This window comes from Pantoea dispersa, assembly GCF_035783935.1.
GTDB lineage: Bacteria > Pseudomonadota > Gammaproteobacteria > Enterobacterales > Enterobacteriaceae > Pantoea > Pantoea dispersa_C.
This window is the reverse complement of sequence record NZ_JALKOV010000011.1, coordinates 66,856-88,255: the sequence shown is the minus strand read 5'-3', so window position 1 is coordinate 88,255 and position 21,400 is coordinate 66,856. Positions and strand designations below refer to the sequence as shown.

The 21,400-nt window shown below is 59.1% G+C and carries 17 protein-coding genes; 10 read left to right on the top strand and 7 right to left on the bottom strand.

All coding sequences use genetic code 11. The features are described from left to right. The first annotated feature begins 39 nt into the window (after positions 1–39). Entirely contained in the window at positions 40–2,637 is a 2,598-nt protein-coding gene (locus tag MXF20_RS19355; protein WP_325970862.1) for an EAL domain-containing protein, read from the top strand. Positions 2,638–2,667: 30 nt separating this feature from the next. Here the strand turns inward: MXF20_RS19355 and MXF20_RS19350 are convergent, their stop codons facing one another. Genes MXF20_RS19350 through MXF20_RS19335 form a run of 4 tightly spaced genes read right to left on the bottom strand, consistent with a single transcriptional unit; the run spans position 2,668 to position 6,646 of the window. Continuing rightward, positions 2,668–3,981: an MFS transporter gene (locus MXF20_RS19350; RefSeq protein WP_275029896.1), complete on the bottom strand. Its 1,314-nt coding sequence runs from the start codon at positions 3,979–3,981 to the stop codon at positions 2,668–2,670. Beyond that, positions 3,974–4,609 (bottom strand): hypothetical protein, encoded by a 636-nt coding sequence (locus tag MXF20_RS19345; RefSeq protein WP_325970861.1) that lies wholly within the window; start codon positions 4,607–4,609, stop codon positions 3,974–3,976. Before MXF20_RS19345 ends, MXF20_RS19350 begins: the two co-directional genes overlap by 8 nt. A gap of 2 nt (positions 4,610–4,611) precedes the next feature. Next, positions 4,612–5,955 carry an amidase gene (locus MXF20_RS19340; protein ID WP_325970859.1) on the bottom strand — a complete coding sequence of 448 codons (1,344 nt, stop codon included), beginning with the start codon at positions 5,953–5,955 and terminating at the stop codon, positions 4,612–4,614. A gap of 10 nt (positions 5,956–5,965) precedes the next feature. Further along, positions 5,966–6,646: a DUF2848 domain-containing protein gene (locus tag MXF20_RS19335; RefSeq protein WP_325970857.1), complete on the bottom strand. Its 681-nt coding sequence runs from the start codon at positions 6,644–6,646 to the stop codon at positions 5,966–5,968. 114 nt (positions 6,647–6,760) lie between these two features. Between MXF20_RS19335 and MXF20_RS19330 the strand changes: the two genes are divergently transcribed. Continuing rightward, positions 6,761–7,435, top strand: a complete 675-nt coding sequence (locus MXF20_RS19330) for a GntR family transcriptional regulator (RefSeq protein WP_325970856.1) — start codon at positions 6,761–6,763, stop codon at positions 7,433–7,435. A 2-nt stretch (positions 7,436–7,437) separates the two neighbouring features. Here the strand turns inward: MXF20_RS19330 and MXF20_RS19325 are convergent, their stop codons facing one another. Continuing rightward, positions 7,438–8,457: a LacI family DNA-binding transcriptional regulator gene (locus MXF20_RS19325; RefSeq protein WP_325970855.1), complete on the bottom strand. Its 1,020-nt coding sequence runs from the start codon at positions 8,455–8,457 to the stop codon at positions 7,438–7,440. A 263-nt stretch (positions 8,458–8,720) separates the two neighbouring features. Between MXF20_RS19325 and ascF the strand changes: the two genes are divergently transcribed. The 5 genes from ascF to MXF20_RS19300 all read left to right on the top strand — a co-directional run bounded on the left by ascF (position 8,721) and on the right by MXF20_RS19300 (position 14,195). Next, positions 8,721–10,160, top strand: a complete 1,440-nt coding sequence (gene ascF, locus MXF20_RS19320) for a PTS cellobiose/arbutin/salicin transporter subunit IIBC (protein WP_325970854.1) — start codon at positions 8,721–8,723, stop codon at positions 10,158–10,160. 25 nt (positions 10,161–10,185) lie between these two features. Continuing rightward, positions 10,186–11,619 carry a 6-phospho-beta-glucosidase gene (locus MXF20_RS19315; protein WP_325970853.1) on the top strand — a complete coding sequence of 478 codons (1,434 nt, stop codon included), beginning with the start codon at positions 10,186–10,188 and terminating at the stop codon, positions 11,617–11,619. A 326-nt stretch (positions 11,620–11,945) separates the two neighbouring features. Continuing rightward, a complete protein-coding gene (locus MXF20_RS19310; protein WP_325970852.1) occupies positions 11,946–12,509 on the top strand; it encodes a YfiR family protein in 564 nt (187 codons plus the stop codon). 1 nt (position 12,510) lies between these two features. Next, positions 12,511–13,725 (top strand): diguanylate cyclase domain-containing protein, encoded by a 1,215-nt coding sequence (locus MXF20_RS19305; RefSeq protein ID WP_325970851.1) that lies wholly within the window; start codon positions 12,511–12,513, stop codon positions 13,723–13,725. After that, on the top strand, positions 13,722–14,195 hold the full coding sequence (locus MXF20_RS19300) for an OmpA family protein (protein ID WP_325970850.1): 474 nt from the start codon (positions 13,722–13,724) through the stop codon (positions 14,193–14,195). The genes MXF20_RS19305 and MXF20_RS19300 overlap by 4 nt, the downstream gene beginning before the upstream one ends. A gap of 8 nt (positions 14,196–14,203) precedes the next feature. Here MXF20_RS19300 and MXF20_RS19295 read toward each other — a convergent pair whose 3' ends face one another. Both MXF20_RS19295 and MXF20_RS19290 read right to left on the bottom strand, forming a co-directional pair. Beyond that, positions 14,204–15,160, bottom strand: a complete 957-nt coding sequence (locus MXF20_RS19295) for a UV damage endonuclease UvsE (RefSeq protein WP_325970849.1) — start codon at positions 15,158–15,160, stop codon at positions 14,204–14,206. Positions 15,161–15,265: 105 nt separating this feature from the next. Continuing rightward, positions 15,266–17,296 (bottom strand): choline transporter, encoded by a 2,031-nt coding sequence (locus MXF20_RS19290; RefSeq protein WP_325970848.1) that lies wholly within the window; start codon positions 17,294–17,296, stop codon positions 15,266–15,268. A 241-nt stretch (positions 17,297–17,537) separates the two neighbouring features. On the opposite strand from MXF20_RS19290, the gene betI reads away from it, so the two are divergent. The 3 genes from betI to betA are packed head-to-tail and all read left to right on the top strand — an operon-like array spanning position 17,538 to position 21,326. Beyond that, entirely contained in the window at positions 17,538–18,134 is a 597-nt protein-coding gene (gene betI / locus MXF20_RS19285; protein ID WP_325970846.1) for a transcriptional regulator BetI, read from the top strand. A 13-nt stretch (positions 18,135–18,147) separates the two neighbouring features. After that, positions 18,148–19,620: a betaine-aldehyde dehydrogenase gene (gene betB, locus MXF20_RS19280; protein WP_325970844.1), complete on the top strand. Its 1,473-nt coding sequence runs from the start codon at positions 18,148–18,150 to the stop codon at positions 19,618–19,620. Between the two features lie 26 nt (positions 19,621–19,646). Continuing rightward, positions 19,647–21,326 (top strand): choline dehydrogenase, encoded by a 1,680-nt coding sequence (gene betA / locus MXF20_RS19275; RefSeq protein WP_325970842.1) that lies wholly within the window; start codon positions 19,647–19,649, stop codon positions 21,324–21,326. The last annotated feature ends 74 nt before the right edge of the window (positions 21,327–21,400 follow it).

Below are 21,400 nucleotides of genomic sequence, written 5' to 3'. Positions count from 1 at the left end.
TACTTATGAAATGTCATTTTTCTGGTTTGTGATAAGTCTATGATGGCGAAACGTTCACTGATGGATTTCCCCACCAGCGGCAAAATGCGCGGGCTGATGCGCCAGCCCATGCTGCTGATGGTGCTGCTGATTTTTCTCTCCTTTATGGTTGCGCTGGTAACGCTGTGCTTTATCGCCAGCGATCTTAACCAGCAGGAGGCAAGGCAGAATCGCCTGCTGCTGGAAAAAGCGTTACAGACGCGCCAGGAAGTGATGCAGTTTCACCTTTCCGATAACGCGGAATGGGGCGAGGCGTATCAGAACCTGCATCGCACGCTGAATAAAGACTGGGCATGGACGCGGCAAAATCTCGGTGAATCGCTGTTTCAGACTTTCGCTTACGAAGGCGTCTTTGTTGTCTCGCCGCGTGGCGACACGGCCTATAGCGTGATTGACGGTCAGCTGCAGCAGCGCGACTTCGCCGGCTGGCTCGGTCGCAATGTGCTGCCCGGTTTACGTCAGCAGCTGCAGCGCAGTGAAGGTAAGGCGCTGTCGCGCTTTGTCGTGGTGAACCAGCAGCTGGTGCTGCTCAGCGCAGCGTGGATCACTACCGGTGGCGATAACAGCGTGCCGCTGCTGCCCGGTCCACCATCCCTGATGATCTTTGCCGATCGCCTGACGCCGGACAAGCTGCTGCAGCTGGGGCATGAATATGGCATTGATGCGCTGCGGGTGGAGTTCGGCGCAACCCATGCAGCGCCGCAGGCGGAGAGTTTGCGCGTCGCCGCCGACGGCCATGACGCCATGCTGCGCTGGACCAGCAGCAACCCCGGCGGCACGTTGCTGACCGCCCTGCTGCCGCTGCTGGTGGTCGCCATGCTGATCACCCTGTTTGGCGCCATCATGCTGATGCGCAACGCGCTGCGTAAAGCGCAGCTTAATGATGAAAGCACCCTGCTGCTGGCGCAAAGCCAGCGGGCGCTGAGCGCCAGCGAACGCCGCTTCCGCGATATCGCCGAAATCACCACCGACTGGATTTGGGAGATGGACGACCAGCTGCGCTTTAGCTGGGTCTCCGGCCGCTTTCCGGTGGTCACCGGCTTTACCAGCGACGAGTGGTTGCAGCGCACGCTGCTCGATTTCCTGCTGTGCGATGAACACCAGCGCGCCCGCCTGCTGCAGCTGGCGGACTCGGGCGGTCAGCTCACGCTGAGCGGCTGCCGCTATCTCTCGGCGCAGCATCAGCCGCGCTACTGCAATCTGACCCTCAAGCGCGTCACTCTGGCGCACGGCGTCAGCGGCTTTCGCGGCAGCGCCAGCGACGTGACGCTGGAAGTGGAAGCACAGGCGCGCGCGCATTATCTGTCGCACTTTGATGAACTGACCGGCCTTGCCAATCGCGTGCAGATGCGCGAATTCCTCACCGGTCAGTTGAGCCTGCCGCTGCCGACGCAGCCGCTACTGGCAATGATTATGATCGATCTGGATAAATTCAAACCGGTCAACGATCTCTACGGTCATGCGGCGGGCGATCAGGTGCTGCATGCGGTGTCGGAACGTATCCGCAGCGCCCTTAACGGCAACGGGCTGGTGGCGCGACTGGGTGGCGATGAGTTTGTGGTGATTCTGCCGGAGGCGGGCAGCCGCGAGCAGATCAGCGCGCTGTGTCAGCAGCTCATCACCCAGCTCAATCTGCCGTTCCCGGTGTATGACAACGATATCCATATCGGCGGCAGCCTCGGCATCGCGCTGGCCCCGCAGGATGCCGACAACGCCAGCGATTTACTGCGCTTCGCCGATATCGCGCTCTACAAAGCGAAAAACAGCGGCCGCAACCAGTGGGTATTTTTCGAGCGCGACATGGAAGAGAAAATCGTGCAGCGGCGCGAAATGGAGCATGAGCTGCGCGCAGCGCTGCAGGATAACCAGCTGCGGCTGGTTTATCAGACGCGCTATGACCTGATCGCGCAGCGCATCAGCGCAGTCGAGGCGCTGGTGCGCTGGCAGCATCCGCGGCTGGGCTTACTGATGCCCGATCAGTTTATTCCGCTGGCCGAAGAGACCGGCCTGATCAGCGCGCTGAGCGACTGGGTGCTGCTTAATGCCTGCGAGGATATTGCCCATTACCGGCCGGAAATGGCGGTCTCGGTAAATATTTCCGCCAGCGAATTGCAGGACAGCGCCTTAGCCGAACGCATCATGCGGGTGCTGCAGCTGAGCGGGCTGCCAAGCCAGCGGCTGGAGATTGAAGTGACGGAAAACGCGCTGCTGAGCGATCCGGACAAAACCCTGGCGGTGATGCAGGCGGTGAAAGCGCTGGGGGTGAGATTTCTGATTGATGATTTTGGCACCGGATACGCATCACTGTGCTATCTGCGCGCCTTCCCGTTTGACGGCATCAAAATTGATAAATCCTTTATCTTTCCGCTGGCCGACTCGCCGCAGGCGCGTCAGGTAGTGGAAAACATGATTGGGCTGGGGAAAGCCTATGCGTTGTCGGTGACCGCGGAAGGGGTGGAAACGCCGGTGCAGATGTCGCAGCTGCAGGAATTAGCGTGTGATGCCATTCAGGGTTATTACATCGGGCGACCGCTGCCGCTGCCGCAAATCTCCACCGAGCCGCCGCAGAGCGAACCGGCGCTGCAGATGAACATTTGAGAAAAGATGGCGATCCCTCGCCAGAGGTGATTACAGCGACTGATGCGCGGTTTCTTTGGCTTTCCATAAAGCAAACAGCGTGATGGCCAGCGCCAGCGTCACGTACAGCGACACCCACAGCGTGCTGCCCAGCTCTTTGTACAGCGAGGTAATGATCAGCGGCGCAAAACCGCCACCGATGATGCCGGCCAGCGTGTAAGCCAGCGACGAACCGGCATAGCGCACGTGGCTGGGGAACTGCTCGGTGACAAACGCCGCCTGCGGACCGTACATCATCGCGTGGATCAGCAGGCCGATCACTACCGCCAGCACAATCAGCCACGGCTGGGTGCTGTCCAGCAGCACAAAGAACACAAACGACCAGACGATGGCCAGCAGCGCGCCAGCAATGTACACCGGGCGGCGGCCAAGCCGGTCAGACAGCGCGCCAAACAGCGGCACCGTTAGCGCGTTGCCTATCGCGCCGACCATGGTTGCCATCAACGCCAGCGGACGCGGCAGCTGAAGCACAGTGGTGACGTACGTCAGGGTGAACACCACCACCAGCGCGTACAGCACGTCGGAACCGATGCGCGAGCCGCCGGCGATCAGCAGTTCACGCGGATAGCGCAGGAACACCTCTTTCAGCGGCGTGTGGCTGGTTTTCTCCGCCTGCTGCATGGCGACAAAGGTCGGGGTTTCTTCCACACCGCGCCGCAGCCACAGGCCGAACATCACCAGTAACAGGCTAAGCAGGAACGGAATGCGCCAGCCCCACTCCTGGAACTGCTCACCGCTGAGTGACAACGTCACTAACGTGATGAAGCCGGTGCCAATTAACGTGCCGCAGGATGGCCCGACCTGGGCGAACGAGGCGTTACGCCCGCGCTTGCTGGCTTCGCCATGCTCCATGGAGAGCAACACCGCGCCGGCCCATTCGCCACCCAATGCGATGCCCTGCACGAAGCGCAGTGCCACCAGCAGCACCGGACTCCAGATGCCCCACACCGCATATCCCGGCAGCATGCCCATCAGCGCCGTGGTTACGCCCATGATCACCAGCGTGGTGATCAACACAGCCTTGCGCCCGGCGACATCCCCGAGATGGCCAAAGACAAAACCGCCCACCGGACGCGACACATAACCCACCGCGTAGGTTGAAAACGCCAGAATGGTGCCGACCAGCGGATCGAAGCTGGGGAAGAACACATGGTTGAACACCAGCGCCGCCATGATGTTGTAAACGGTAAAGTCATACCACTCCAGCGCGGTGCCGATAGAACTGGCCGCAGCAAGACGGCCGGTGGTGGTTTTCCCTGCTGCGGCACGCGTGGCGTGCGGTAAGGTAGAATCGGTATTAGCCATGAGCCATCTCCTGTTGAGTGAGCTGCCAGCTGAGCGAATAACATTCAGCCTGGGCATTGAGCGCCTGTGCCGCGGCGGCCGCCAGCGTCTGGCAGGCATCGGCGCTCGAACAGCTGAGCAGCAGCATCGGCTGCATGGCGCGCTGCGTCCGATCTTCCTGCGGCAGCGGCGTGCTCAGCGTGATGTCCGGCGTCAGTAAGCGCGAGGCGATATAGCCCGGTACCGTGGCAACCTGCTGTTGCCAGGCGTTGAGGGTTGCAGTTTCAATGCCAGCCTTCAGCGTCAGCACCGCAAGGTGGCTGCCAACGCCCTGACCGTGCTGCTGGGTGATGGCGCATACGCGGCGCATCGGTTTGATCATCCGCTCAAGGTTCTTTACCGACCACGGCGTCTGGCGCGTGAAGGCAGCGTAGTAATCGGCGCTGGTGAAGGTATCCAGCGAGCGGGTTTCATACAGGCCGAGATATTTGCGCTCAGCATCCAGCGCCTGATAGCGCGTGCCGCTGAGAAAGCCGTTAATGGCGACGCGCTCGGCGACATGTTCATGGTCATACCATTGATTAAAATCGGCTTCGTCTTCAGCGGCGACGTTGGTGGCGACAAACAGCATGCCGTGGGGATGTGTCATTTTCAGAGACTCCATTGCAGGATGGATTCAAGCGCCAGCGCCCAGCTGAGCAGCGCGGCATCGTGGCCATGGGTGGCGGCCAGCATCAGACCTACCGGCGCACTGCCGGGCTGATGACAAGGCAGGGAGATGGCGCAGCCATCCAGCATGTTGATCACGCTGGTGTTGCGCAGCATCAGCAGGTTGACCTGGCGATAGCGCTCCGGGTCGTCGAGTTCAGCAATGGTCGGCGCAATCAGCGGCACGGTGGGCAGCAGCAGACCGTCAAACGGTGCCACCGCCTGCTCCACCCGCTGCCGCCAGTCGGCGCGCTGCTGATACAGCAGCTGCGCGTCGGCCTCATTCAGCAGCGCACCGCGCTCAATGCGCATCCGCACCTGCGGGTCATAACCGTCCGCGTGTTTCTGCAGCAGCGACTGATGCCACTGCCAGGCTTCCCAGGCGGTGATACCGCCACGGGCGTTGAAGGTTTCCAGTTCCGCCAGTTCCTGCAGCGGCAGTTCGGTGAGCGTGGCACCCTGCGCGCGCAGCTGTGCCAGCGCGTGGTGCCAGGCCTGGCTGACTTCGCGGTCCAGCCCGTCCAGCACCCGGGTCTGCGGAATCGCAAAGTGCGCCTGGGTGATATCTCGCTCTGTCAGCTGCAACGGCCGATCGGCGATGACGTTGTCGAGCAGCCAGCAGCTGCGCACGTCGTGGGCAATCACGCCGATGCTGTCAAGAGCCGCGGATAACGGCAGCGTGCCGGCCTGATTGATGCGGCTGGCGCTGGGTTTGAAGCCGGTCAGCCCGCACAGCGCCGCCGGGATGCGCACTGAGCCGCCGGTATCCGTGCCGACCGCTGCGAGGCACATGCCATCAGCCACCGCCACCGCCGCGCCGGATGAAGAGCCGCCGGGAATGCGTTTTTCGCCGCGCCGCCACGGATTAGCCGGCGTGCCGTAGTGCGGATTGATACCGAGCCCGGAAAAAGCGAATTCGGTCATGTTGGTTTTGCCGACGATCGCGGCCCCGGCCTGTTTCAGCTGCTGGACGATATGCGCGTCACGCGCGGCGGGCGGCGCTTCCGCCAGCACGCGCGAGCCGGCGGCGGTGGTTTCGTCCGCCACATCAAACAGGTCTTTGATGCTGATCGGCAGCCCGTCAATCGGGCTGCGCGGCTGCTGCTGTTGCCAGCGCGTATCGGCCTGCAGCGCCTGCTGCACGGCGCTGGCGGCATAGGTTCGCGTAAACACGCGTGCGCCTTCGCCCGACGGCTGCTCCGTGGCGCGTATTGCCTGCTGCGTCGCGGCGCTGGCGCTGAGCTCTCCGGTGCGCAGTTGCTGGCTCGCCTGCCATAAAGTGATCATGCGCGTCTCCTCAGGCAATCACCGGCAGCGTGCCGGTGACATAGTGATGTTCCAGCGTGCGATTCAGCAGCGGATCGTGCAGCGCCATACGAAACTCACTGGCCGGACGGATGCCGCCAATCGCGCTTAACGTGCCGCATGACATCGCAAAACCTTCGCTGACCGGGCGATCGCCGAAATAGCGCGCCAGCAGATCCATCGGCGTGAGCAGAGACGCCAGCGTGCCCTGCTGATAAGTCACCCAGTCGCCGTTGACTTTGATCCACGCGCGCAGCTCCAGCCGATCCCAGTGCGCCTCAACCTCCGCCATGCGCCACGCATGACCGGCGACCGGCTTTATACAGGCCTGCTTCGACAGCGCCACGCTGAAGGTTTCCAGATGGCGGTCGGTGTGATCGGAAATCAGCGACACCCAGTATTCACCGCGATGGAAGAAGACAAACGGCTCGGCCTCGCCGGAGGTGTGTTCGCCCACCACTTCCAGCGGACTGTGCTGCGCCAGCTGCTGAGTGGCCACACGATAAAACAGCGGTACTGCACCAGGTGCGGGCACGCCCAGCGCCTCCAGCTCCCTGATATGGTGCAGCACCGCCGCCTGGTCGCGTCCCACCCAACCGGCAATCACCAGTTGGTTGATGTCGACATCCAGCACGGAGGCGCCTGTTGCGTCGGTTGTAAACCGTAAATGCATGAGATGATCTCCTGATGAAAAATGCGTGTGAAATTTCACTGCAATTTCAAGATAGCCATTTTCATGCCAGGTTTTTGTGTAAGATGTCTCAGTACCCCAATAAGGATCTGCGTGATGAGTGATTCAGTTGCTGAAAATGTGAAGTCACAGGCCGGACAAAAAAGCGTTTCATTGAATGAACAGGCCTATCTGGCGTTCAGGCATCGCCTGATTACGCTGCGCTATAAGCCAGGTGAATATCTCAATACCGCGCAGGTGATGGAGGATCTGGCAATGGGCCGCACGCCGGTTAATCAGGCGGTACACCGGCTGGCGACCGAAGGGTTACTGCAAATTATTCCGCGTAAGGGCGTGATGGTGGCACCGCTGTCAATTGACGATGCGCTGGAGCTGATTGAAGTACGGCTGGTGAATGAAGCGCTGTGCCTGCGACTGGCGACGCAGCGCGTCAATCCGGCGCAGATCGCCCACTTGCAGGCGCTGAATCAGCGCATCGCCGCCGCCAGCGTGGCGCGTGACCGCGAGCAGATGATGCTGCTGGACCGCGAGTTTCATCAGGTGCTGGCTGACATCGCCGGCAACGGTCGTCTGTCAGATATTCTCAGCATCATTCACGCCCAGGCGCAGCGCTTCTGGGCAACCACCCTGTCGAGCGCGCAGCACATGCAGGAGGTGATTGCCGAGCACGACGCGATCATTGCGGCGCTGGCGCAGGGTGACGTGGCACGGGCAGAAGAGGCCGCGCGCGTGCACATCTATTCGTTCAAGCAGGCGCTGCTCAACGCCTGATTTCAGCCAGAATAAAACGGGCCGGGACCGACGGATTCGCGCAGAATCAGTTCGCCGGCAAAGGTTTTGCGGTTGCGCATTTCGCCGCCGTCCAGCATCGACACCAGCCGTTCAATGGTTTCCTCGATCATGCCGGTCACCGGCATGCGCACGCTGGTCAGCGCCGGGATGGTATAGGGCGCCAGCGGAATATCATCGAAACCCAGCACCGCAACCTGCTGCGGCACGCGAATGTTATGCGCCGCCAGCGCTTTCAGCGCGCCCACCGCCATCTCATCATTACTGGCGACCAGCGCGCTAAACGATTTACCGCGCGCCAGCAGCGTTTCCACTGCCGCCGCCCCGTGCTGCGCCTGCCATTTGCCCTCCACTACCAGCGCGTCATCCGCCACCAGCTGATGTTGCGCCAGTGCCGCGTGATAACCGGCCAGCCGCTCGCGCCCGGTCGGCGAGTCGAGCGATCCGGTGATAAAAGCAATATCGCGATGGCCGAGCGCAATCAGCTGCGCCACCGCCTCGGCGCTGGTGCGCTGCTGATCGGAGTAGATGCAGTAACTGTCGTGCTGACGCAGCCGGCGGTTGATCACCAGAATCGGGTGGCGGTGCTGGGCAATAATACTGTCCATCTCATCGATAGTGAGAAAACGCGGATAGATGATCACGCCGTCGCAGCGCAGATCGAGCAGAAACTGAATCGCCGCGCGCTCCTCTTCGGCGCTGTGTTTGCCGTCCACCAGCAGCAGCTGACGACCCTGCTGTTCAAGAATGCGCGCTGAATGCTGCATCATTTCGCTGAAGTAGCTGCCGGTATACAGCGTGTTGGTGATCACCAGGCCGATGGTCTGGCTGGATTTGGTTGCCAGATTGCGCGCCAGCAAATTCGGCCGGAAGCCAGTCTCGGCGATTGCCTTATACACCCGTTCGCGCTTCTCCTGGCTGACGTAGCCGTTGCCGGACAACACGCGCGACACCGTCGCTTTTGACACGCCGGCCTGTTTTGCCACCTCAAGTATGGTTGCCATGCTTCACTCTGCTTCGCTGCTCATCGCCACAGTGTACCTAAGCGATGAATAAGACGGGGAATTTTCTTGCCGTCCTGCGCCTGCGGGTGAAGATCCCGCCGCACGCCAGCCGATCAACATCACAAAATCAAAACGAGAATGGCGATTTTTCTTGTCTGAATGAATACGTCTGTTCATGATTTTGTGAAACCGGTTTCTCATGAACACAAAACAGCCAGACGAAACCGACGTTTCCTCTACCCTACAATCAGAGACAAACATTCATGGCGACCAACTACGCTGACGCCGCGCGAGCCATTGTGGCTTCGCTCGGCGGATTAGAGAATATTAAAGCCGTTACCCACTGCATGACGCGCCTGCGCTTCGTGGTGAAAGACAGCGCGCGCGTCGACAACGCCACCCTGAAAGCCATTCCCGGCGTGATGGGCTTGGTGCACACCGACAGCCAGTGTCAGGTGATCATTGGCAACAACGTCAATCTCGCCTTTCAGGAAGTGATGAAACTTGGCACGCCAGACAACAGCGGCAGCGCGCCGGTGAAACGGAAGATCACGCTGCGCAGCATCGGCGCGGGCATTCTCGATGCGCTGGTCGGCACCATGTCACCGCTGATCCCGGCGATCATTGGCGGATCGATGGTGAAACTACTGGCGATGATGCTGGAGATGGGCGGCGTGCTGACCAAAGGCTCGTCGACGCTGATCATCCTGAATGTGATCGGTGATGGCGCCTTCTTCTTCCTGCCGGTGATGGTGGCGGCCTCGGCGGCGCTGAAATTCAAAACCAACATGTCGCTGGCGATTGCCATCGCCGGCGTGCTGGTGCATCCCAATTTTATCGATCTGATGGCCAAAGCGGCGCAGGGCCAGGTGGTGGAGTTTGCTTCGGTGCCGGTCACCGCGGTGAAATACACCTACACGGTGATCCCTGCGCTGGTGATGACGTGGATTCTGTCGCACATCGAATACTGGGTTGATCGCTTTACCCCGGCGGTGACCAAAAACTTCCTTAAACCGATGCTGATTGTGCTGATTGCCGCGCCTATCGCCATCGTCCTGATCGGCCCGCTAGGTATCTGGATCGGTAGCGGTATCTCCGCGCTGGTGTACACCATACATGGTTATCTCGGCTGGCTTTCGGTGGCGATCATGGGCGGGCTGTGGCCGCTGCTGGTGATGACCGGCATGCATCGCGTGTTTACCCCGACCATCATTCAGACCATCGCTGAAACCGGCAAAGAAGGCATGGTAATGCCGTCAGAAATTGGTGCCAACCTGTCGCTGGGCGGCTCATCGCTGGCGGTGGCGTTCAAAACCAAAAATCCGGAACTGCGGCAGACGGCTTTCGCGGCGGCGGCTTCCGCTATTGTCGCGGGCATTTCCGAACCCGCGCTGTACGGCGTGGCGGTGCGCCTGAAGCGTCCGCTGATTGCCAGCCTGATCAGCGGCTTTATCTGTGGCGCGGTGGCCGGCATTGGCGGCCTCGCCAGCCACTCAATGGCCTCGCCGGGCCTGTTTACCAGCGTGCAGTTTTTCGATCCCACTAACCCGATGAGTATCGTCTGGGTGGCTGGCGTGATGGTGCTGTCAGTGGTGCTGTCGTTTGTTCTGACGCTGATGCTTGGCTTTGAAGATATTCCGGTGACGGACAGCGCGCCGCGCAGCAGTAAGTCAGAAGCGGCAAAGCCGGTTAGCGCAAATTAATAATGGACTGTGATTGAGGTGAGTGATGTCTGAAGTGACATTTCCTGCGGGATTTTTATGGGGCGGCGCGTTAGCCGCCAACCAGTCAGAGGGGAGTTATCGCGCTGGCGGTAAAGGCTTAACCACGGTGGACATGATTCCACACGGCGAACACCGTATGGCGGTCAAGCTGGGGCTGGAACCGCGCCTGACGCTGCGCGACGATGAGTTCTATCCGAGCCACGACGCCATCGATTTTTATCACCGTTATAAAGAAGATATCGCCCTGATGGCCGAGATGGGCTTCACGGTATTTCGCACTTCCATCGCCTGGAGCCGTATTTATCCCAACGGCGATGAGCTGACGCCGAACGCGGAAGGTATCGCCTTCTATCGCAGCGTATTTGAGGAGTGCCGTAAATACGGCATCGAACCGCTGGTGACGCTGTGCCACTTCGATGTGCCGATGCATCTGGTCACCGAATACGGCTCGTGGCGCAACCGCAAAATGATCGATTTCTTCGCGCGCTACGCCCGCACCTGCTTCGAAGCGTTTGATGGTCTGGTGAAATACTGGCTGACCTTTAACGAGATCAACATTCTGCTGCACAGCCCGTTCTCCGGTGCCGGTCTGGTGTTCGCGCCGGATGAGCATCACGAGCAAGTGAAGTATCAGGCAGCGCATCATGAACTGGTCGCCAGTGCGCTGGTGACCAAAATCGCCCATGAGATCAATCCACAGAACCAGATCGGCTGCATGCTGGCCGGCGGCAACTTCTATCCGTGGTCGTGCAAGCCGGAAGATGTCTGGGCCGCGTTGCAGAAAGATCGCGAGAACTTATTCTTTATCGATGTCCAGGCACGCGGCGCTTACCCGGCGTATGCCGCACGGGTATTTCGCGAGAAAGGCGTGGAGATTGTCATGGCGGAAGGCGATGACGAACTGCTGCGCCACACCGTCGATTTCATCTCCTTCAGCTATTACGCCTCACGCTGCGCCTCGGCAGAGATGAATGAACAGAACAGCAGCGCCGCCAACGTGGTGAAGTCGCTGACCAATCCGCATCTGACGCGCAGCGCCTGGGGCTGGGGCATTGATCCCCTCGGCCTGCGCATCACCATGAACATGATGTACGACCGCTATCAGAAGCCGCTGTTTCTGGTGGAAAACGGTCTCGGTGCGCACGATGAAATCACCGCCAGCGGGGAAATTGAAGACGATTACCGCATCAGCTATCTGCAGCAGCACATTCGCGCCATGGGTGAAGCGATTGGAGACGGCGTGCCGGTGATGGGCTATACCACCTGGGGCTGCATCGATCTGGTCGCAGCGTCGACCGGGGAAATGAGTAAACGCTACGGGTTTGTCTATGTCGATCGCGACGACCACGGCAATGGCACGCTCAACCGGCTGCGCAAAAAATCCTTCTGGTGGTATCAGCGAGTGATTGCCAGCAACGGTCAGGATTTAGATTTTTAATTAAAAAAATGCGGCGAGTGGCGCTGAAAGTTCGTTCAGTTCAGGGCCATTCAGCCATCAAGCGGAAATTCGCCAGCACCGGCCATTATATTTCGCGAAAAAAACCGCTGCGGCACAAATTACGCTAACCGAATATTCGGTGCTGGCCGTTGTTATTACGCCAATCCTGCTGAGTTTTTATTCATTCTTCTTTTAATACTCTATTTAAATCCGGCCCTGACGAATTTATTCTTCCCTGCCCGCTCGCGGTGCCAGCGTCCGTACGGCGATACTCTTTTGTACAGGGCGATGGTACTATTTCCCGGTTGCTGTTCAGAGATAGCGCTATGTTACAACTACAATTAAAAATGAAGGGAGCCAGCCTGTTGCTGTGTTTATTGCAGCGTGCTCGCGTCTTACTTTCCCTGAGTTCTCTTATTTATCTCCTCTGTTTCCCTGCTGCCCAGGCGGCCGGCAGTGCGGTTCAGCGTGACGATCAGGCTAACCGTATCGTCAGCGGCATTATCAGTTTTAGCCACTGGCCGCAGTTAACTCAGCCACCACAGCTGTGCGTATTCACTTCAGCTCAACACCTTGCGCTACCGCAGGGCCCGACGCCGTTCAGCGTGGTGTGGATCGATCAAGCCAGCGACCTCAGCCGCCAGCGCTGCGATGCCGTCTATTTCGGCGATCAGACGCCGCAGCAGCAAACTGCGCTACTGGCGACGCTGCAGGGTAAAGCCATTTTGTCGATCGCGGAAAATAACCCGGACTGCACGGTGGGCGCGGCATTCTGTCTGATCTTTAATCGCGATCACACCGCGTTCTCGGTCAACCTTGACTCACTGGCGCGCAGCGGTGTCAGAGTGAGTCCGGACGTGTTGTTGCTGTCCCGCAAAGGAAGCAAATAAGATGAAGTTTGATAGCATAAAAAAAGATAAATCATCGATTCGCAATAAGTTGCGTCGAATCAGCACCGTCAATGCCGCCGTGATATTACTGCTGTGCTGGCTGCTGCTGACGTCGACGTCTTTGCTGTTTATTAAACGCTATGAGAAAAGAAACCTCGAGCTTATTGCCGCCACACTCAGCACCAGCCTGACCGCCGCAACGGTATTTGAAGACAGTTACGATGCGCGTAACAAAATTGCTCTGCTCGGCAATGAAGGCATGTTTGCCTCCGCCAAACTGGTCACGGCGGGCAATACCATTCTGGTGGACTGGCACGATCGCCGGGAAGAGAGCGGCTGGTATGAAACGCTGTTGCGGCGCTGGATCTATCAGCAGCCGCTGGCGATCGATATTAATCACGCCGAAGCCAAAGTCGGCCACTTAATGCTGGCCGGTACCGTCAGCGGCGCCGCCGATTTTATTCGTTATTCGGTGATGATTTTATCGATTGGCATGCTGTGCGTGCTGGTGATTTCCTGCCTGCTGAGTGAATTTCTGCATCGCGGCATTCTGCGATCGCTGCGCAACATCACCAGCGCCATCCATTACGTGATTCGCTCCGGCGATTTCTCAACGCGCGTGCCGCAAAATCCGACCAAAGAGTTCCAGCTGTTTTCGGAAGATCTGAACTCGCTGCTGAGCGAAATGCAGACGCTGAAAGCCTCGCTGCTGCGCGATAACCGTTCGCTGGCGGCCAAAGCGCTGGAGGATCCCTTAACCGGACTGGCCAATCGCTCGGCGTTTGTTGGCCGCCTGTCGCAGCTGCTGGATCAGCAGCTGGCGCATGAGAATTTTGTGCTGCTGTTTCTCGACGGCGACCGCTTCAAGAGCATTAACGACAACTGGGGCCATGCCGCCGGTGATGAAGTATTGAAGGCCATCGCGGCGCGCCTGAGCGCGCTGGCGTATCAGGATGATCTGGTGGCGCGGCTGGGCGGTGACGAGTTTGCCATGCTGATCACCAGCCGCACCTCCGAAGCCGATCTGCAGCAGCTGACGGAAGATATTCGCACCGCAATCGCGCAATCAATCGTCATTTCGGAAGGCACACAGATCACGACATCGGTGACCATCGGCTACGCCTGGTCACAGCACGGGGATTCGGTGGCGTCGATTCTGGAGCGCGCCGATATGCACATGTATAAAAACAAAGGAATGAGTAAGGTACGCGTATGAAACTGAAATCATGTTTGCTGGTCATGGTGCTGGCGTGTGTCGGCTGTCAGTCTACCGGGCGCTTCAGTGAGGCGCAGATTCAGGCGATGCGCAACGCCGGCTTTAGCGAAAATGCCGAAGGCTGGGGGCTGGGCCTGTCCGATAAGATTCTGTTTGGCATCAATGAATCTGATCTGACGCCGGCCAGCAAAACCAGCATTGCGCAAATGGCGAAAAACCTGGCCGCCACCGGCATCGAACATCTGCGCGTCGACGGCCACTCTGACAACTACGGCAAAGCGGATTACAACCAGCAGCTGTCGCTGAAGCGCGCCAACGCGGTGGCCGATCAGTGGGCTGCGGGCGCGGCGATCCCACGGGACAATATTGTGACGCGCGGTCTGGGCATGAGCGCGCCGGTCGCCAGCAATAACAGCGCACAGGGCCGGGCGCAAAATCGCCGCGTCGCGATTGTGATTACCGCGCCGTAAGCAGTTAATCAGCGCGTCTGCGCATAGTGATACAGGCGGTCGCGCGCGAGGTTCTTCATTTTCACTTCGCACATGATGTCGAAGCGATCAAACGACAGCGCCCAGTCATTCAGCGTCTGATTGAAATAGTAGTCAGAATGGGCGCGCAGCTTCGGCTTTGAGGCGGCGAGTTGATCCTGATCGGGGAAGCCACTCTCCGGGATCAGCCCTTCCTGGGCGATCGAATAGTGCAGCACCGGTCGCACGCCGCGCCACGATTCCAGAATCAGCGCCACGCGTTCATCGCTGGCCTGAATAAACTGGTTCTCTTTCACCCAGTGATGGTGAATATCCAGCACCACCGGGCAGAGCGCGCGCGCCTGCAATACGTCATCCAGCGAGCAGGAAATTTCGTCATTTTCCACCGTCAGCATGTTGCGGGCTTCCGGGCTCAGACGCATAAACGCCGCGCGAAAGCCTTCAATACCGCGCTTGCCGTTCATGTGGATGTTGATTTTGAAATCCTGAAACTGCCTGCCATAGCCCATCCGCACCGCGCACAGCGTGTGATACTCGACATCTTCCAGCGCCCGATCCACCACGTCATCATTATCCGAAGCCAGCACCGTATACTGACCGGGATGGAATGACAGGCGAATGTTATGCGCGCGGGCGAATTCGCCGCAGCGGCTAAACAGCGGCTGCAGCTGCGGCAGAATATCGCCATACAGTTCAGTGGCCAGCGGCACGGTGTAGAGCGGCAGCAGATCGCTGCCAATGCGCATCATACGTAACGCATCGGGCTGCTGCGCCAGGTGTTCCAGCGTCAGATAAAGGTTCTGCAGATTATTTTGTGCCAGCGCCAGCAGCAGCGTGGCCGCCGCGTCACGATCCATAGCGAGAAAACGTGTGCGGGTCGTGGTTTTAAATGGAAACGGCTGTTTAGCCTGAGAATCAAAGTACTTACACGCAAAACCTAATTTCATTTTGTTCCCCTTCAGGTCAGCTAGTGAGTCTAGCTGCCGCTGGCAATTATGCGAGGAACGTAACGCGATTTAACGGGCAGCCGCCTTGCACGGCTGCCCGCAATATTACACGCTCGGGTAAGTGATATTGCTGCCCGGCGCTTCACGGTGCAGATGGATAAAGTTCAGGTGACGCTCGTACTGATCGAGAATGTCGATGATCACCTGCTCCTTGTTGTAATCCATCAAATCGTTGCCCTGACTGCCCTCCAGCAGGAAGGTTTCGAGACGGTAATAGTGCGACTTACCGCTGCGGGCACGATAGGTAAAGCCCGGCACCGAATACTGCTGCGGCCACACCTGATAGACGAAATCCTGCTCCTCGCCGAGGTGCACGCGCAGATCAAGATAGCCCAGTGGCTGGCCCTCTTCCGGCGCGACGCTCTCCAGCGAAACGCGGCCACCGCGCAGCTCCAGCTCTTTGGCGACATCCTGCATCGCCGGATAGATCACCGTTTCCATCATCTGCTGGGTATAGCGCGTGCCCGGGTAGTTCATCAGGCGCGACAGCCGCTTTTTCCAGCTCAGGCGATCGTTGCTCGCCGGAATATAGGGCGCGGTCTCACGGCTGGCGCTGGCGCGGCGGTGATCCTCCACTTTAAGCGATTTATACAGCCCGGCCATCACAAAGAAGATCACGAAGCTGAACGGCAGGCCCATGATGACTGTCGTGTTCTGCAGCGCAGAAATGCCGTTGGTCATCAGCATGCCCATGGTCAGCACGCCAATGGTCACCGACCAGAAGATACGCAGCCAGTTTGGCGCATCGCTGTTGATGTCCTTCAGTTTTGAGGTGAAGTTACCCAGCACCAGCGAGCCGGAATCCGCCGAAGTGACATAAAACAGCATGCCGGTAATGGTGGCGACCGAGGCGCTGAACTTAAACGCCGGATACTGCGCCAGCAGGCTGTAGAACCCGCGCTCGGCATGCGCCATCACTTCCTGGGCAAAACCGGCATCGCCGTGGATGATCTCGTACAGCGCCGCGTTACCGAACACCGACAGCCACAGCAGCGTGAAGGTGAACGGGATAATCAGCGTGCCGAGCACAAACTCACGGATGGTGCGGCCACGGGAAATACGGGCGAGGAACAGGCCGACAAACGGCGACCACGCCACCCACCACGCCCAGAAAAACAGCGTCCAGCTGTTCATCCACTGCGTCGGACGATCAAACGCAAAGGTGTTGAGCGTCATGCCCATAAAGCGGTTGATGTAATCACCGACGTTCAGCACCAGCGCGTTGAGCAGGAAATCCGTCTTGCCCATAAACAGCACAAACAGAATCAGACCGAGCGCCAGCGCGACATTCAGCTCCGACAGAATGCGGATACCTTTATCCACGCCCGAGGTCACCGAAATGGTGGCAATCACCACCGACAGTACAATCAGCGCCATCTGCGCCGTCAGCCCTTCCGGCACATCAAATAACACTTTCAGCCCGTAGTTGAGCTGTACCACGCCGATACCCAGCGTGGTGGCGATACCAAAAATGGTACCGATCACCGCCGCGATATCCACCGTGTGGCCAATCGGGCCGTTAATACGTTTGCCAAAAATCGGATAGAGCGCCGAGCGAATGGTGAGCGGCAGATTATAGCGGTAGCTGAAGTAGCCGAGCGCGATGCCCATCAGCGCGTACATTGACCAGCCGGTCAGACCGTAGTGGAACAGCGTCCACACCATCGCCTGACGCGCCGCTTCCAGGGTCTGCCCGGACCCTTCCGGCGGCTGCATGTACTGCGTGACCGGTTCCGCCACCGAGAAGAACATCAGATCGATACCGATACCGGCGGCAAACAGCATCGCCGACCAGCTCAGCAGGCTGAACTCCGGTTTGGACTGCTCCGGGCCCAGCTTGATGGCGCCGTAGCGTGAACAGGCCATATAGATGACGAACACGATATACAGCGTGGCGGCCAGCATGTAGTACCAGCCAAAGGTGGACGACACCCAGTTGACGGCGCTCTGAATCCAGCCGGCAGCGAGGTCGCTGTAAAAAATAGTGACAAGTGAAAATGTCAGAATCAGTCCGGCAGAGGTGTAAAACACCACGGGATTGATTCTGTCTTTTTCACTGGCAGGTGGATTAATCATCGGTTACCTCTGGTTAATTTCCTGTAATTATTCAATGAAGTAGCAGGGTCGTCGCGATCGACCTTATCGGTGTTGTTCTCCTGTTTTCCCTCCTGAATGCGCGGCACGGTGCAATGTTCACCTTCCCGTTGCGCTTTTATAACAACCGAAGCACAGTATCCTAACAAGATTCTTTTTTATATTGAACGTGCAATCAAAAAAAGTTTTAATAGGGGTCTTACATTGCGGTGGAGCTGGAGTCATGCCAAAGGTGGGAATGCAGCGGATACGTCGTCGGCAACTGATTGATGCGACCCTGAGTACCATTAACGACGTCGGGATCAATGACGCGACCATTGCGCAGATTGCGCGGCGCGCCGGGGTCTCGACCGGCATCATCAGCCACTACTTCAAAGACAAAAACGGTTTGCTGGAAGCCACCATGCGCGACGTGACGCGTCAGCTGCGGGATGCGGTGGCCGCACGACTGAAACCGCTGGCGGCAGCCGACACCGAAGCGCGTCTGCTGGCGATTGTCGAAGGTAACTTCGATGACACCCAGGTGCACAGCGCGGCAATGAAAGCGTGGCTGGACTTCTGGGCCAGCAGCATGCATCAGCCGCAGCTGGGTCGCCTGGAACGCGTCAGCAGCCGTCGCCTGTTTTCCACGCTCGCCGCCGAGTTTCGCCGCGAGCTACCGCGTGAGCAGGCGCGGCAGGCAGCGCACGGTCTGGCCGCGCTGATTGATGGCCTGTGGCTGCGCGCCGCGCTGAGCGGCAAACCGTTTGATCTGGCGATTGCCAGAACGCTCACCACCCAATTCATTCGCCAGCAGCTGGCTGGCGCCGCGAATCACTGAGGAAGGAGCAACCATGTCCCGATTCACCGAGCAGCATTTATACATTGATGGTCAATACGTTGCAGCCGCAGCGGGCGACACATTCCAGACCATCAACCCGGCCAATGGCGAAGTGCTGGCCGAGGTCCATGAAGCCGCGCAGGCCGATGTCGATCGCGCGGTCGCCGCCGCGAAAAAAGGCCAGAAAATCTGGGCGGCCATGACGGCGATGGAGCGGTCGCGCATTCTGCGCCGCGCGGTCGATATTCTGCGCGAGCGTAACGATGAGCTGGCGGCACTGGAAACCCTCGATACCGGTAAACCGCTGAGTGAAACCCAGGCGGTGGATATTGTGACCGGCGCCGACGTGCTGGAGTATTACGCCGGCCTGATTCCGGCGCTGGAAGGCCAGCAGATCCCGCTGCGTGATACCTCGTTCGTCTATACGCGCCGCGAACCGCTTGGCGTGGTCGCCGGTATTGGCGCATGGAACTATCCGATTCAGATCGCGCTGTGGAAATCTGCACCGGCGCTGGCGGCCGGTAACGCAATGATCTTTAAACCCAGCGAAGTGACGCCGCTGAGCGCGCTGAAGCTGGCAGAAATCTACAGCGAAGCCGGCGTACCGGACGGCGTGTTCAACGTGCTGAACGGACGCGGCGCGGTAACCGGTCAGCTGCTGACCGACCATCCGGGCATCGACAAAATCTCCTTCACCGGTGGCGTGGCCAGCGGCAAAAAAGTGATGGCCAACGCGGCCGGCTCCACGCTGAAAGAGGTGACCATGGAGCTGGGCGGCAAATCGCCGCTGATCGTGTTTGACGACGCCGACCTCGATCTCGCCGCCGACATCGCCATGATGGCGAACTTCTACAGCTCCGGCCAGGTGTGCACCAACGGCACACGCGTATTTGTGCCGACGGCGTTGCAGCAGGCGTTTGAGGCAAAAATCGCTGAACGCGTAGCGCGCATCAAAGCCGGCGATGTCAACGATCCGGCCACCAACTTTGGCCCGCTGGTCAGCTTCCCGCACCGTGACAATGTGCTGCGCTATATCGAATCCGGCATCAGCGAAGGCGCGCGCCTGCTGTGCGGCGGTAAACGTCTGAGCGGCGCAGCGTTTGATAACGGTGCCTGGGTAGAACCGACCGTGTTCACCGATTGCCGTGATGAGATGACCATTGTGCGCGAAGAGATTTTCGGGCCGGTGATGTCGATCCTGACCTACAACAGCGAGGAAGAAGTGGTGCGCCGCGCCAACGCCACCGAATACGGTCTGGCGGCTGGCCTGGTCACCCGGGATCTCAACCGCGCGCACCGCGTGATTCACCAGATTGAAGCGGGCATTTGCTGGATCAACACCTGGGGCGAATCAGCCGCTGAAATGCCGGTGGGCGGTTATAAGCACTCCGGTATCGGCCGCGAGAATGGCCTGATGACGCTGCAGAGCTACACCCAGGTGAAGTCTGTGCAGGTCGAACTCACCCGTTTTCAGTCGGTATTTTAATTAAGCTATAACCTGAGGAGCGACTAATGGAATTTGATTACATCATTATCGGAGCCGGATCCGCAGGGAACGTTTTGGCAACAAGACTGACCGAAGACAGCAGCGTGAACGTCCTGCTGCTGGAGGCCGGCGGTCCCGATTACCGCTTTGATTTCCGTACACAAATGCCGGCGGCGCTGGCCTGGCCGTTACAGGGCAAACGCTATAACTGGGCGTATGAAACCGAGCCTGAGCCGCACATGAATAACCGCCGCATGGAGTGCGGACGCGGTAAAGGGCTGGGCGGCTCGTCACTGATCAACGGCATGTGCTATATCCGTGGAAACGCCATGGATCTCGACAACTGGGCGCAGCAGCCGGGGCTGGAAAACTGGACCTACCGCGACTGCCTGCCCTACTACCGTAAGTCAGAAACGCGCGATATCGGCGCGAATGACTATCATGGCGGTGAAGGCCCGGTGAGCATCACCACCTGCAAGCCGGACAACAATCCGCTGTTCGCGGCGATGATTGAAGCTGGTGTGCAGGCGGGCTATCCGCGCACCGACGATCTCAACGGCTATCAGCAGGAAGGATTTGGTCCAATGGACCGATTCGTGACGCCGCAGGGCCGCCGCTCCAGTACCGCGCGCGGTTATCTCGATACGGCGAAACAGCGCCCGAACCTGAAAATTATCACTCACGCCACCACCGATCGCATTCTGTTCGACGGAAAACGCGCGGTCGGCGTGCAGTATCTGCACGGCGCCAGCGATACGTCGCACACCGTGCATGCGCGGCGTGAAGTGCTGCTGTGCGCCGGTGCTATCGCCTCGCCGCAGATTCTGCAGCGCTCCGGCGTTGGCGCGGCGGCATTGCTGCAGCAGCATGACATCCCGCTGGTGCACGACCTGCCGGGCGTCGGTGAAAACCTGCAGGATCATCTGGAGATGTACCTGCAGTACGAGTGCAAAGAGCCGGTCTCGCTTTATCCGGCGCTGAAGTGGTGGAACCAGCCCAAAATCGGTGCCGAGTGGCTATTCAAAGGCACCGGGATTGGTGCCAGCAACCAGTTTGAAGGCGGTGGCTTTATCCGCAGCCGGGAAGAGTTTGCCTGGCCAAACATTCAGTACCACTTCCTGCCGGTGGCAATTAACTACAACGGCTCGAATGCGGTAGAAGCGCACGGTTTCCAGTGTCACGTCGGTTCGATGCGTTCGCCGAGCCGCGGTCACGTGCGCATTAAGTCGCGCGATCCGCGCCGTCATCCGGCGATTCTGTTTAACTACATGGCGCACGAGCAGGACTGGCATGAGTTCCGCGATGCCATCCGCATTACACGGCAAATCATCAACCAGCCGGCGCTGGATAAGTATCGCGGCAAAGAGATCAGTCCGGGGCTGGAGTGCCAGAGCGACGAGCAGCTGGATGAGTTTGTGCGCAACCATGCGGAAACCGCTTACCATCCGTGCGGCACCTGTAAAATGGGCAACGATGAAATGGCGGTCGTGGATGGCGAAGGTCGCGTACACGGTCTGCAGGGGCTGCGCGTGGTCGACGCCTCAATTATGCCGCTGATCATCACCGGTAACCTGAACGCCACCACCATCATGATTGGCGAGAAGATCGCCGACAACATTCGTGGCCGTCAGCCGCTGCCGCGCAGCGAAGCGGATTACTTCGTGGCGGGCGATCGTCCGGTACGCGGCGAACCGCAGCGCGCATAAAGCCATTATGCATCAGGGGAGAACATTGGGTTCTCCCCTTTTTTTCGCCCACTTTTCCTCACCGCTGCGCCAGC

Bases quoted from the DNA above. Each gene is read 5' to 3' on its own strand.
- MXF20_RS19310 (WP_325970852.1), top strand. From the start codon at position 11,946: ATGTTACAACTACAATTAAAAATGAAGGGAGCCAGCCTGTTGCTGTGT.
- betI (WP_325970846.1), top strand. From the start codon at position 17,538: ATGCCAAAGGTGGGAATGCAGCGGATACGTCGTCGGCAACTGATTGAT.
- MXF20_RS19355 (WP_325970862.1), top strand. From the start codon at position 40: ATGATGGCGAAACGTTCACTGATGGATTTCCCCACCAGCGGCAAAATG.
- betB (WP_325970844.1), top strand. From the start codon at position 18,148: ATGTCCCGATTCACCGAGCAGCATTTATACATTGATGGTCAATACGTT.
- MXF20_RS19305 (WP_325970851.1), top strand. From the start codon at position 12,511: ATGAAGTTTGATAGCATAAAAAAAGATAAATCATCGATTCGCAATAAG.
- MXF20_RS19330 (WP_325970856.1), top strand. From the start codon at position 6,761: ATGAGTGATTCAGTTGCTGAAAATGTGAAGTCACAGGCCGGACAAAAA.
- MXF20_RS19290 (WP_325970848.1), bottom strand. From the start codon at position 17,296: ATGATTAATCCACCTGCCAGTGAAAAAGACAGAATCAATCCCGTGGTG.
- MXF20_RS19350 (WP_275029896.1), bottom strand. From the start codon at position 3,981: ATGGCTAATACCGATTCTACCTTACCGCACGCCACGCGTGCCGCAGCA.
- MXF20_RS19300 (WP_325970850.1), top strand. From the start codon at position 13,722: ATGAAACTGAAATCATGTTTGCTGGTCATGGTGCTGGCGTGTGTCGGC.
- betA (WP_325970842.1), top strand. From the start codon at position 19,647: ATGGAATTTGATTACATCATTATCGGAGCCGGATCCGCAGGGAACGTT.
- MXF20_RS19315 (WP_325970853.1), top strand. From the start codon at position 10,186: ATGTCTGAAGTGACATTTCCTGCGGGATTTTTATGGGGCGGCGCGTTA.
- MXF20_RS19340 (WP_325970859.1), bottom strand. From the start codon at position 5,955: ATGATCACTTTATGGCAGGCGAGCCAGCAACTGCGCACCGGAGAGCTC.
- MXF20_RS19345 (WP_325970861.1), bottom strand. From the start codon at position 4,609: ATGACACATCCCCACGGCATGCTGTTTGTCGCCACCAACGTCGCCGCT.
- MXF20_RS19335 (WP_325970857.1), bottom strand. From the start codon at position 6,646: ATGCATTTACGGTTTACAACCGACGCAACAGGCGCCTCCGTGCTGGAT.
- MXF20_RS19295 (WP_325970849.1), bottom strand. From the start codon at position 15,160: ATGAAATTAGGTTTTGCGTGTAAGTACTTTGATTCTCAGGCTAAACAG.
- ascF (WP_325970854.1), top strand. From the start codon at position 8,721: ATGGCGACCAACTACGCTGACGCCGCGCGAGCCATTGTGGCTTCGCTC.
- MXF20_RS19325 (WP_325970855.1), bottom strand. From the start codon at position 8,457: ATGGCAACCATACTTGAGGTGGCAAAACAGGCCGGCGTGTCAAAAGCG.